Source organism: Treponema vincentii F0403 (assembly GCF_000412995.1).
GTDB classification, from domain to species: domain Bacteria; phylum Spirochaetota; class Spirochaetia; order Treponematales; family Treponemataceae; genus Treponema; species Treponema vincentii.
Genome location: NZ_KE332512.1, coordinates 1,487,914 through 1,499,752, shown reverse-complemented (window position 1 = coordinate 1,499,752; position 11,839 = coordinate 1,487,914). Strand labels below are relative to the sequence as shown.

The window sequence follows — 11,839 nt, the reverse complement described above, 5'->3', positions numbered from 1 at the left end:
CGGAAGGCGGTTGTTATAGCAGAAGCGATATTTTGCTTTGTCAAAATTCGCCATCAACTGATGGACAAGGACGTTCATCAGTTGATGAGGGCGATATTTTAGACAGCGCTTTTTGTCACCTCTCCTTTGGTCTAGCGCCCTTCCTGAATATGTTCCATGCCGACGGTATACAAGATGCCAACGTGATTGTCTTCTATAGAATAGTAGATTTGCTTTCCTACTCGCCGTGACCGCACCATTTTTGCCTGCCTTAGGATGCGCAGTTGGTGGGAAATTGCCGATGCGGATATTTCGAGTACCTCCGCAATGTCGGCAACACACAGCTCGCCAGCCATCAGCGCAGACACAATCTTAATACGGGTTGAATCGCCGAAGTTCTTAAAAAAATCACTCAATGCGGTCATCGTGTCCTCATCGGGGATCTTTGAACGTGCATGCGCTACGGCATCGGGGTCAAAATATTCCGTTGTCTCTTCATTGATCGGTTCGACTTGATTTTCCATTACGCTGCCTCCTTGCGTCAAGGAATTAATCTCATGGGCAATTCCTTAACTGATGATGCCCCAAACGTTGATTACTTGTAGGATATCCCTGCCATACTTTGCAGTTCTGCCTTCGCAGAACAGCCGTATAGTTTTATGCTTAAACAAACATATGAACAGATGTTCAATTGTTTATTTGAGTATATGAGCAACTAAACGCTATGTCAAGTCCTTTTGAAATATACAGCACATCTACGGCGTTGCTACGCAAATTCCAATCCTCAACGTATCATAGATACGCCTGCGGTTGGAATTTGCTAAGCGCCTTGTATCTGTACTGTCTATTTCAAAAGGCTTACGGAAGAGGTATTTTCAAAAGGGATGGTTGTACAGTATGCGGCACATCTACTGCGTCGCACGCGGAAAATAAATGCTCAACGTACAACAAGTACGTCTCCGCTTTATTTTCCGCTAACTCCTTGTATCTGCACCGCCTATTTTCAAAAGGTGCCCTTTTGAAATATACAGCACATCTACGGCGTTGCTTGCTCAGCGAAGTACGTCTATGTACTTCGCTGAATAAAAGTTTGCTGTGTAAACTTGCAGCCCAAAGATGTGCAAGGAGGTGTATTTTGGGGCGAGGATGTCCGTGAAATTAAGCGGAAGACGCTTATTCTACAACAAGATTCACTTTTACAACTTTCTTACCGTTTTCCTCTACGGCAAAATCAGGATCTGCCTGCCCTTCAAGCGTTTTCTGCCCTTCCGAGCCGGGGATTTTCCGTCCGTTTATCTCCCAATGCTTTACCTTCTTACCGGACGGTAGTTTTGCCGTGAGTATTGCGTACAAATAGGCAGGCCCTTCATAGCCGGAGGTTATGGTTTTGCCGGTAACGGTTTTACATTCGATTAAAGCCGGATCAAATTGAACGGTCATCATCTGAACAGGGGAAACGGTAAAACTTATGCGGATAACCTTTTGCCCGTTTTCTTCGATTGCATGGGCAGAATTTATGCTATATGCAGAAGATTTTCCCCAATATTCTTTCGTATTGATAAGCCATTTATTGATGGCATTTACCTTGCGTTTGCGAATCCGTAATTCTGTTCCCGCATAAAGCGTTTGTCCGTTCTGTACGGGAGTGTTAGCATCCCGATGGTATACCCTAACAAAGGCAGGGTCAAATTTAATAACTACAGGATCGGTGCCGGGTTTTGCAGTATATGCAATCGTGATAACTTTCTGAGAACCTTCGGTAACTGCGTCGGCAAGTGTTACCGTATAAGCACTGTCATTGTATTCCTTGCCGTTTATCGTCCAGCCGTTAAATGTCTGTCCTGCAGGAATCCCTTCAGCAAGATTTGCCAGGCCGAACCATATAGGAGTCCCTTCATATACGGTGTCTCCATCTTGGATGGAGGTATCTTCACCTTCTTTATATACCTCAATCTTATTTTTATCAAACTTTATCACGATTGCTTCCGCCGCTTTGGTTGTATACGCTACCGTAATAACTTTTTGCCCACCTTCGGTAACTGTGTCGGCAGAATTAACCGTATACCAATCATAATTAAGTTTCCGATCGTTTATCTTCCATTTATCAACTTGCTGTCCTGCAGGAAGATTTACAGTATAGAACAATAACCTTGACCCTTCGTCAACGGAAGCTCCGTTCTTGATGGAGCCGCTGCCATTCTTATATACCTTAATATCGTTTTCATTAAACCGTACCACGATTGCTTCCGCAGCTTTGGTTGTATACGTTACTGTAATAACTTTTTGTCCGCCTTCGGTAACTGTATCGGCAATATCGATTGTATATCTATACCCATTAAGTTTCTTATCGTTTACTGTCCATTTGTCAACTTGCTGCCCTGCAGGAAGATTTACGGCACGGAACCAGATATCGGCACCTTCGTACATAGTATCTCCGTTATGGATAAATTCACTGCTGCCGCTCCTATGCACTTCAAGTTCGTTTTCATTAAACCGTATCACGATTGCTTCCGCAGGTTTGGTTGTATACGCTAACGTAATAACTTTTTGCCCACCTTCGGGAATTGCGTCGGCAGAATTAATCGTATACCAAGCATCATTAAGTTCCCTATCGTTTATTTTCCATTTATCAACTTGCTGTCCTGCAGGAAGATTTACAGCACGGAACCAAATCTTGGTTCCTTCGTAAATAATGTCTCCATTATGGATAGATTCATCGCTGATACTCTTATGCACTTCAATCTTATTTTTATCAAACTTTATCACAATTGCTTCGGCTGCCTTGGTTGTATACGTTACCGTGATAACTTTTTGTCCGCCTTCGGTAACTGCGTCGGCAGAATTAATCGTATACCAAGCATCATTAAGTTCCTTATCGTTTATCTTCCATTTGTCAACTTGCTGTCCTGGGAGAAGATTGATAGCATTGAACCAGATGCCGGCTCCTTCGTAAATAGTATCTCTGTCATAGATAAATTCACTGCTGCCGCTCCTATGCACTTCAAGTTCGTTTTCATTAAACCGTATCACGATTGCTTCCGCAGGTTTGGTTGTATACGCTAACGTAATAACTTTTTGCCCGCCTTCGGTAACTGCGTCGGCAGAATTAATCGTATACCTGCTCCCATTCAGTTCCCTATCGTTTATCTTCCATTTGTCAACTTGTTGTCCTGCAGGAAGATTTACAGCACGGAATCTCATCCAGTGCCCTTCGTAAACAGTATCGCCGGAATTTATCCTTTTGCCGCCGCTCTTCTGTACTGTAATAGTGCTTTCGTTAAACCGTATCACGATTGCTTCCGCCGCTTTGGTTGTATACGCTACTGTAATAACTTTTTGTCCACCTTCGGTAACTGCGTCGGCAGAATTAACCGTATATTTATCATCTGTAAGCTCTTTTGTGTTTACCTGCCATTTGTCAACTTGTTTTCCATCAGGAAGATTTTTAGACTCAAAGAGTAACGATGTACCTTCTAAAACTTCAGAATTGGGAGATAGTTGAGAATAGCGATGCGGTTCAGTTTCATGCCATACCCACATTACTGTCTCATCATACTTGAGAAGGATTTTTGTGCCGGTGTTTCCGTGTTCTATATCCTTTTTCAGATCATTTGCTCCCTGACAGCCGCTCCACATTACCGCGGCAGCACACATCAGCACTGCTGCAAAACACAACACGTTTGCCGTTCTCTCGGTTCCTTTCATAAAATCCTCCTTTAAATACTGAAGTTCTGTAAAATATTCTGTATTAAATTAAAAGCTGTCCTAGGTGTCTATTCTTTTCATTTCCGTAAGCGCTTTATTGCGATAAACTAAATCGTCTCTAGCGGAAAAACCTTCCTTAAAATTGAACAACTGAACAAAGTATCAACTTTGGAAGTTGTTCAATTCGTGCGCGGTAGCGCACACGTCAATAAGTGAGTTTGCCTTGTGGCAAACTCATCGGTTAACGAGGCAGCCTTATTTGGTTGCCGAAGTTATACCTTCGTTTTCCCAAAAGTTATTACCGCTTTTATTTTTAGCAAATACCACCAATGCAACTTTGTGTATTCCAAGCCGTTTTAGGGCATTCATCGCCGTTGTAATCAGTTGAGAACCTATGTGTTGTCTCCGATATTCCGGATGGACGGCTGTATGGTATATATATCCGCGTCTTCCGTCATTTCCTGCCAATATGGCACCATGGTAAACGCATCAGTCTGATTTTTTTATATCCCCGCGGAAAAATTGAAACTATTCGACCAGAGTTGAACCTCTTCGCGGTTCAAATGGTCTCACAGTCTCAATTTTTCCGCGATTTATATCTACTTTGCCTGATGCATTTACCCCTTGCTGGAAAAATGTGCGAAATTTTATTCGTGCGGAGGTTTTAATACCCCGACGCTTGCGTCGGGGGTGTTGATTTCCTTAAAATGCAACAGTTGAACAAAGTATGCACTTTGGAAACTGTTGCATTAGTGCGCGAAAAGCGCACACGTCAATAAGCGATGTTTACCGGACGGCAAACTCGGTGTGTTTTTAAGCGGCGATATTTAAGTCGCTTAAAATACACTTTTATTTTTCTTTTGCTACAGACGGTTCAAAAGCTTTTTTAGGAGTTCTACCTTCGTTCTGTGCCGCAAAACCGACCAGCTCCGTATATATTTTCTGTGCTTTTGCAAACACATCGGCTGCTTGGTCAGTTCCTAATTTGGTTGCATATTTTGCCGCAGCGGATTCACCTTTTTGATTATAGAGCCGTGCGATTTCAGCATCTTTGTCTTTCTGCTCTTTAATCAGCTTTTGCTCATACGCTTTCCAATAGCTGCGGACATTTTTTCCGTACATATCCCTGTTTAAAGCCGAAAAGACATTGATAGTCCGCATCAGCCAGTAAAACGAATCGGGGGTATACATTTCATTGTTTACTTTATACGCAGAGTAGGTGTCCGTAATGTTGCCATAGAAAGGCAGATACACCGAATGTTCTGCATTTGCCATCGCCATCCACATCACCCCGCCGATTGATTTAGGCAAGGTATCTTTCATTTGAATAATATGGCACTCCATAGAAGTCGGTGTACCGATTGCACGAACTCCTGCATTTTCCGGTAAGTTTGCATTTTTATCGGTATCTTCATAGCGGTAGCGCTGCAGTTCCATGACATCTTCGAGCGTAATCTTCTTATCGGCCTTTCTCCACAGAGAGAATAATTCGGTGTCGTAAGCGACCTTAGCGGACGGCGACAGTTTGTTTTGACCTCCCCAAAGCCGTACACGGTCGTAGTCGGTCATTTCTTCTCCATAAGTCAGTGCCGCATGGAATTTGCCGTCAACTTCTTTGTAAAAGCCTTTTGCTTTAGCTAAATTGATTAAGTCCTTTGAGGCGATAACATCTTTGCTTGCCGTATCAACATATCCGAGCAAAAAGTGATTGGGCACTACCGCATACATATCATCGGGTACTTTTACCGCCGCATACTGATGACCGGAATAAATTTCCATGTACCAGCTTTCTTTATCGTCTGCGATAAAAATAACATTTCCTTCCGCAGAGCCGTATTTATCTACGATGTCCGCAATACGTTGAACGCCTTCCCGTGCAGTGGTGATATACGGAAGCACAACCGTTGTCATGGACGCTTCCGAAAGTCCGTTTTCAACAAGCGGATCGGCTTCTTCCGCGGCTTTTCCCGGAGATGCCGACACGGTCGCACTCATTGCGACGCCATGCTCGTTAAAACCGACTTCGTCGTAAATACCTTCCGATTGTTCGGCATCGCAAATTGCCGTATACCGATAGCTTTCTTTCGGTAATTCGATTTTAAAGCCGATTGAGTCGGTAAACTGTACCGGCTTTCTGTTTTTTTGATGCGGATATACCTTAAAGGTTTTGTTATGGGCGCCGCTTAAATCTTCCGTTCGTGCAATGATACGAAAGCCGTCAGCTGTTGCATCCTTTCCTGCAACAAATCCCGTACAGCCGAAGGCATTAGACATTCCTGCCCATACTCCGGCTGCGGCAACCAATAAAAACAGACACATTTTTTTCATAAATGTACTCCCTGTAAAAAATAATCCGGCAAACACTACCGGATAAAATCACACTTGCCTTAAAAGAGGCAATAAATATGAAAAGGATTATATCATGCGATTTGACACCTGTCAAAAGAAACTACAGCCGTACGAGTCTTTGTTTTTTTTAGAGAGATTTGATATAATAGGCCGTCAATGGGAGGAATGTATGTTTGAATCTTTGCAAGTAACACCGGAATTAGTAGACAAGGTGATAAAACCTTTTTCCGCATTGGCGGAACACGGCGTGCTGGTAAGCGCCGGACACGGAACGGAACGCGGCGAGTGGAATACGATGACTGCATCGTGGGCGCTGATGGGACATTTATGGAACCGGCCGATGGCGGCGTTATTTATCAGACCGCAGCGGCATACCGCCCTATTTGCCGAAGAAGAAGACTATTTGAGCGTGTCTTTCTTGGATACTGCCGATGAAAAAATGCGCGAAGCTCTCAAAATTTGCGGTACCGTGTCGGGTAGGGATGAGGATAAAGCCACCCGTGCAGGGATTACGCCGGTCTACCATGACAATACCGTTATCGGATTTGAAGAAGCCGTGCTCACCGTATCGTGCCGGAAGCTCTACCGGAGCCAATTCGATATGGATTTGTTTTTAGATCCGCAGGTTATCATCGACTGCTACCCCAAAAAAGATTTTCACTACGTCTATTTCTGCGAAATCCGCGACGCCTACCTTCGCAGCAAATAGAACACTGATATACAATAATAAGGTAACCGTCTCAGACGTTTGTTAAGAGGTTACCTTCCCTTTTGTGCGAAATTTTGAATAAAATTTCGCACAGTTTATTCAAAGAAGGGCAAACGCATCAGGCAGAGTAGATAAAAATCGCAGAAAAATTGAGACTGCGAGACCATTTGAACCGCAAAGTGGTTCAACTCTGGTCGAGCAGACTCAATTTTTCTGCGGGGCTGCTAAAGAAATCGCCTGATGCGTTTAACCCCATGAGAGGTATATATGAAAAAAATAAGTGCATTAGTTTTTATGGTACTACTGTTGAGCGCCGGATTTGCGCAGGAAGCGGCTGAAAGCAGCAGCCTTGAAGATGAACTTTTCGGCAGCGACAGCGATACCGAAATGCTTGTAACGCCGGAGCAGGCAAATGCCGAATCTCAAAAAAAGGGCATTTCTTTAACGGGAGATCTTAATACTGCATCATTATCACTTGAAAGCAACAAATTGCGTATCGGCGGTTCGTTAAATGCCGAACTGGGGCTTAAATATGTGTGGACGGATCCGTACACAAAGAAAAGCAATCCAAAAGAGGCATTTTTAAATCCTGCCGTTGCGCAGCTGCAGCCGACAATCGGGGCAAATCTCTTTTTTGACGCACGTCCGGTGCAGGATTTAAAGCTGTACGGAAAGTTTTTGTTCGAGTTTCCATTTGAAAAGAGCTTGAACGGAGCACTCACCGTACCTAAATCGCTTCTTCCTCCAAACGGTGCGGATATCCCTGTAAGCGTAAACGGTTCACCGAACTTCAAAATTTGGGAGATGTATACCGATTTTTCGACGAAGGATATTGCTTTTTTTCGTTTCGGGAAACATACGGTTAAATGGGGTACCGGCTATTTTTACAGTCCGGCGGATGTTATCAATATTTCGCGGATAGATCCCGAAAAACCGACCGAAGATCGCGAAGGGCCGGTATCGCTGCGGACGCATATCGTTATTCCCAATACGCAGTACAATATTTGGCTGTACCTGCTGCCCGACACAACAACCTTTAAACCGCAGTATACGGCGGGAGCTGCAAAGGCGGAGTTTGTATTCGGCGACTGGGAGTGGGGAATCGGCGGCTGGTACCGTTACGAAAAAGCGCCGCGGCTTATCTCCACACTTTCCGGTAGTATTGCAGGTAAAGTCGCCGTCTTTGCCGAAGGGGTGTTTGCATGGGGCAGCGATTATACGTATTATAAGGATGATGCGGCACTGACGTCCTATACGGTAAAGAATAAGCCCTTCTTCCAAGCGACGCTCGGCGGCTCCTATTCAAACGAAAAGTCGCACACAACCATTGCACTCCAATATTACTATAACGGTTTCGGCTATAAGAACACGAAAGCCGCCGACCGCATTACGGACAATGCTGCTGCCGCACTGAAAAAGCAAAATTTTACCGATTCTTTACGCCAACAATACAGAGATATTACCGCAATGGGAAACCGAGGGCAACACTACATCGCTTTTACCGTTGCTCAAAATAAAATCGGTACGGAAGATTTGACGGCAAATTTATTCCAGCAATTTGCAATCAGCGAACTTGAAGGTATGACCACGTTGAGCCTCAACTGGAAGATATTTAAGTTTGTGCAGATGAGTACAGGCCCGATATTCACGTATCCGCTAAGCCCTTCGGCGCATACCAAAGGTTCCATCGGCTATAACCTGAGCTTTAAACTCGGCGGCGGTAAGTTTTAGCCTTGCCGGGGCTGTCCCAAAAGCATGATTCATAGGCGGATTGGTGCGAGATTTACTTTATATTACAGTGGTTCTGCTTTCCACTCTTTAATCGCCCTTGTCTGTTCATCGAAAATTGGTGATATCCCTATAGATCATCCTTTAACGCGGAAGATTTTGCGTAGGCGGTGGATTTTGCTTCAAAAAAGTCCGTTTTAATCAGGTTTGCGTTGCTGTATTGGCTTACCCAGCTCATCGAGGCGGGCTCTTCGCGGTGCCCTTCATACAAGGGTTCAAATCCGAGGTTTTCGCAGCGAAGGTTGCCGAGGTACTGAATGTAGTCGGTAACCATGCCGCGGGTCAGTCCGGGAATGTCGTCCCCGATCACGTAATGTCCCCACGCAATTTCCTGCTCGCAGCCTTCGCGGATCATACTGCGGAACAGTTCATTGTTTTCCGGTGTAAACAGCTGCGGTTCTTCCTTTTGCAGCTCATGGATAATCGAGCGGAACAGCCACAGGTGCGTATTTTCGTCACGGTTGATGTAGCGGATTTCCTGCACGGATCCGGGCATCTTGTTGTTTCGGCCGAGGTTATAAAAAAACATAAAACCGGAATAAAAATACACACCTTCCAAAATATAGTTGGCAACGGCAACCTTCAAAAGAGCCAGAGCGCTTTTATCATCCTGAAATTCATTGTATAAGTCGCCGATAAACTTGTTCCGTTTTAACAAATGTTCATCATCCTTCCATTGATAAAGGATCGCAGTCCGCTCGTCGGGGGAGCAGATGGTGTCGAGCATATAGCTGTAGCTTTGCGAATGCACCGCTTCCTGAAACGCCTGAATGGTAAGACAGAGATTCACCTCGTTTGCGGTGATATACTGCCCGACGTTCGGCAGGTTTGCCGTCTGAATACTATCCAAAAAGATAAGGAAGGACAGGATTTTATCATAAGCGGTTTTTTCCGCCGGGCTCAGCTTGCGGTAATCCTGCACATCGGTGTTCATATTGATTTCTTCCGGTATCCAAAAGTTATTCATCGCCTGCCGGTACCATTCGCTTGCCCACGCATACTTCATATTGTTGAAGTCGTTGAGGTTGGTGGTATTACCGCCTATCATTTTCCGCAAATGAACTTCTATATCGCCTGTTTCGTTAAAAAGCTTCTTACGGGCAAGCACCGTTTTATTATTTATCATCATAATCTCCTTATTAGTGTGATGTTATATGGATTAGATTGGTTTTTTCGGTTATTTCAATTTTTTTACTTATAAACATAAGAGTTGTTAAATCACTGTGCATGAGGCTGTTCCGCAATTTGTGCAGGGTCGAATTCTAAAAGGTAGTTGCTGAATACATTAATGACTGTTGTGTTTTCATAGACGGTTACCCGCGGAGCCTGCAGATCGTACAGATGAATATGACCGTGTAGAAAGTAGCGCGGTTTAAATTTTTTTATGAACCATAAAAAGCATTTAAATCCCGTATGGCACGGATCCGGTCGGTCATGGATGCCGAACGGCGCAGCGTGTGCAATAAAAATATCTACATATCTACCGTACCTAAGCTTGTTGTAAATAAGGCGCGGAACAAGCGCAAGCAATTGCCACTTCATTTGCCGCTCGGTATATTGTCCTATATCGCTATTGTACCGGATACATCCTGAAACGCCTGCAAACAGAACCCCTCCTTCCCGGCGGGTGGTAAAGCCGAGATAGGTAGAGCCGTATCCTTCAGACCGCTCTTCGGCCATTGATTGAAAAGAGGCATCCGTTCTAAGGTTTTTATGATAATACGGTAATGTGTTAAGATTATGGTTCCCGAACACAAAAAAGAGCGGTTTATTCAGCGATGAAACGATAAACTCCAAGTATTCCATCGGTAAATCGCCGGCTGAAATCACAAGATCGACATCTTGATACCGCTCTTTAATATTTATGCTGTATACAAGCGGATCGATTTGGTCGGAAACACAAAGAATCTTCATGCTATATACCTTTTATTGTTTTAAGCATTGACTCCAATTTGTCCTTATCGATCAATTCAAACGGCCTGTTTTCTGCAAAGCTTAATGCCGACCGAGAAAAGCCGCTGGAAGTAATGACAACGACGCGCACCAACCCTTGAGCTTTCATCTGTTCATGCAGCGAGCGTAAAAAAGAATCTCCGATGATGTCGCTGTCCCGCGAATAGATAAAGAGTTTAGGCTGCTTACGCACATTCATCCATTTTTCGGAATTATCTTCGAGCGCGATAATGGCGCATCCCTGTTTAATCTCTTTTTGGGATTGAACGGAAAGCGCAAAAGCTTGTTCGGTAATCGCTTTACAGAGTTTGAGAAACGGTTCCGCTCCGACGGTAAGATATTCCTTCATGTAATCATTTGAACGGAGATCGCGATATTGGTTCAGTTTATCTGCAACATCCTTATATCCCGATGCTACGGCATGAATTGCTTCCCATTGCTCGATAGCGCGGTCAAGGTCTCTCATTTTTTCGTAACATGAAGCAGCCGCATAGCGGAGCCGGAGTGTATCGGGATTTGAATTTTTCACCGTTGTGAGTTTAAGTGCACGGTCGAATTCAAAAGCTGCTTTTTCAAGGCTGTTTGCATCAAGATAGCACAAGCCCCGCTCTGTAAAGCATTTTTGCCGTAAATCCGCATTACGGGCGGCTTTCTCGAACGAAGCCAAGGCCTGGGCATATTCCTTTGTTTCGCGGAGAAGCCGTCCTTGATAGTAAAGCGCAGTGGTATTGTCGGGTTCAAGCCTAAGCGCCGTACTGATTTCCTGTTTTGCCTCGCTCATCATTTTATTGCGGAATAAGAGCAGTCCCAGCGCTGCGTGGGCTGCAGCATGTTTAGGATCAAGGGTGATAGCCTGCCGATAATGAAAGATTGCTTGTTCGGTTTTATTAAGTTGTTCAAAAAGCTGCCCGATTGCGTAGTGATATTCCGCATTTTGGGGATCCAGCTTTATCAGTAATGCATATTCGGCGAGGGCTTCTGTATGTTGTTGGAAGCGCTCATACAGCTGCGCCGTTAAATTTCGAAATTCTTTTTCTTGGGCTTTTGATTCAAAAGATGCCTTGCTGATTGATTTAAATTCCATCAATGCCAGTTCCGCACGGCCGTCGGCCAAATAAGCCTTACCAAGAAGATAATGGGCTTTTGTATCACGCGGGTTTTTTGCTATAATGGCTTTTGCCCGTTTAATTGCTGCTGCGTACTTGCCGGCATTGATATATTTTTCTATTGAAGCAGCCTTTTTCGGTGAAATTATTGAACGTATCAGTAAGAAAGCGAGCAATAGAATGAAAAAAGCGAGAACGCTAATGAAACTAATAAGGTACAAAGACATAATTTTATGGTATAATTTTTGAG

The 11,839-nt window shown here is 44.2% G+C and carries 9 protein-coding genes; 2 read left to right on the top strand and 7 right to left on the bottom strand.

The window, feature by feature from the left end:
- Nucleotides 1–131: 131 nt before the first annotated feature.
- The 4 genes from HMPREF1222_RS06575 to HMPREF1222_RS06560 all read right to left on the bottom strand — a co-directional run bounded on the left by HMPREF1222_RS06575 (nt 132) and on the right by HMPREF1222_RS06560 (nt 6,012).
- Nucleotides 132–503 (bottom strand): ArsR/SmtB family transcription factor, encoded by a 372-nt coding sequence (locus HMPREF1222_RS06575; protein WP_016518739.1) that lies wholly within the window; start codon nt 501–503, stop codon nt 132–134.
- Nucleotides 504–1,152: 649 nt separating this feature from the next.
- On the bottom strand, nt 1,153–3,684 hold the full coding sequence (locus tag HMPREF1222_RS06570) for a hypothetical protein (RefSeq protein WP_016518737.1): 2,532 nt from the start codon (nt 3,682–3,684) through the stop codon (nt 1,153–1,155).
- A gap of 255 nt (nt 3,685–3,939) precedes the next feature.
- Nucleotides 3,940–4,152: a GNAT family N-acetyltransferase gene (locus tag HMPREF1222_RS06565; RefSeq protein ID WP_244870127.1), complete on the bottom strand. Its 213-nt coding sequence runs from the start codon at nt 4,150–4,152 to the stop codon at nt 3,940–3,942.
- A gap of 381 nt (nt 4,153–4,533) precedes the next feature.
- Nucleotides 4,534–6,012 carry a C69 family dipeptidase gene (locus HMPREF1222_RS06560; RefSeq protein WP_016518736.1) on the bottom strand — a complete coding sequence of 493 codons (1,479 nt, stop codon included), beginning with the start codon at nt 6,010–6,012 and terminating at the stop codon, nt 4,534–4,536.
- Nucleotides 6,013–6,202: 190 nt separating this feature from the next.
- On the opposite strand from HMPREF1222_RS06560, the gene HMPREF1222_RS06555 reads away from it, so the two are divergent.
- The gene (locus HMPREF1222_RS06555; RefSeq protein WP_016518735.1) at nt 6,203–6,742 is read left to right on the top strand and encodes a flavin reductase; all 540 of its coding nucleotides are present in this window, start codon (nt 6,203–6,205) and stop codon (nt 6,740–6,742) included.
- Nucleotides 6,743–7,009: 267 nt separating this feature from the next.
- The gene (locus HMPREF1222_RS06550; RefSeq protein ID WP_016518734.1) at nt 7,010–8,473 is read left to right on the top strand and encodes a hypothetical protein; all 1,464 of its coding nucleotides are present in this window, start codon (nt 7,010–7,012) and stop codon (nt 8,471–8,473) included.
- Between the two features lie 127 nt (nt 8,474–8,600).
- Here HMPREF1222_RS06550 and HMPREF1222_RS06545 read toward each other — a convergent pair whose 3' ends face one another.
- The 3 genes from HMPREF1222_RS06545 to HMPREF1222_RS06535 all read right to left on the bottom strand — a co-directional run bounded on the left by HMPREF1222_RS06545 (nt 8,601) and on the right by HMPREF1222_RS06535 (nt 11,816).
- Complete coding sequence (locus HMPREF1222_RS06545; RefSeq protein WP_016518733.1) at nt 8,601–9,656, bottom strand: ribonucleotide-diphosphate reductase subunit beta; 1,056 nt, start codon at nt 9,654–9,656, stop codon at nt 8,601–8,603.
- Nucleotides 9,657–9,748: 92 nt separating this feature from the next.
- Nucleotides 9,749–10,444, bottom strand: coding sequence for a metallophosphoesterase (locus tag HMPREF1222_RS06540; protein WP_006187686.1), 696 nt, complete (start codon nt 10,442–10,444; stop codon nt 9,749–9,751).
- 1 nt (nt 10,445) lies between these two features.
- On the bottom strand, nt 10,446–11,816 hold the full coding sequence (locus HMPREF1222_RS06535; protein WP_016518732.1) for a tetratricopeptide repeat protein: 1,371 nt from the start codon (nt 11,814–11,816) through the stop codon (nt 10,446–10,448).
- Between the last annotated feature and the right edge of the window lie 23 nt (nt 11,817–11,839).

Coding starts and splice junctions, on each gene's coding strand:
- HMPREF1222_RS06575 (WP_016518739.1), bottom strand. CDS start 503: ATGGAAAATCAAGTCGAACCGATCAATGAAGAGACAACGGAATATTTT.
- HMPREF1222_RS06570 (WP_016518737.1), bottom strand. CDS start 3,684: ATGAAAGGAACCGAGAGAACGGCAAACGTGTTGTGTTTTGCAGCAGTG.
- HMPREF1222_RS06560 (WP_016518736.1), bottom strand. CDS start 6,012: ATGAAAAAAATGTGTCTGTTTTTATTGGTTGCCGCAGCCGGAGTATGG.
- HMPREF1222_RS06555 (WP_016518735.1), top strand. CDS start 6,203: ATGTTTGAATCTTTGCAAGTAACACCGGAATTAGTAGACAAGGTGATA.
- HMPREF1222_RS06550 (WP_016518734.1), top strand. CDS start 7,010: ATGAAAAAAATAAGTGCATTAGTTTTTATGGTACTACTGTTGAGCGCC.
- HMPREF1222_RS06545 (WP_016518733.1), bottom strand. CDS start 9,656: ATGATAAATAATAAAACGGTGCTTGCCCGTAAGAAGCTTTTTAACGAA.
- HMPREF1222_RS06540 (WP_006187686.1), bottom strand. CDS start 10,444: ATGAAGATTCTTTGTGTTTCCGACCAAATCGATCCGCTTGTATACAGC.
- HMPREF1222_RS06535 (WP_016518732.1), bottom strand. CDS start 11,816: ATGTCTTTGTACCTTATTAGTTTCATTAGCGTTCTCGCTTTTTTCATT.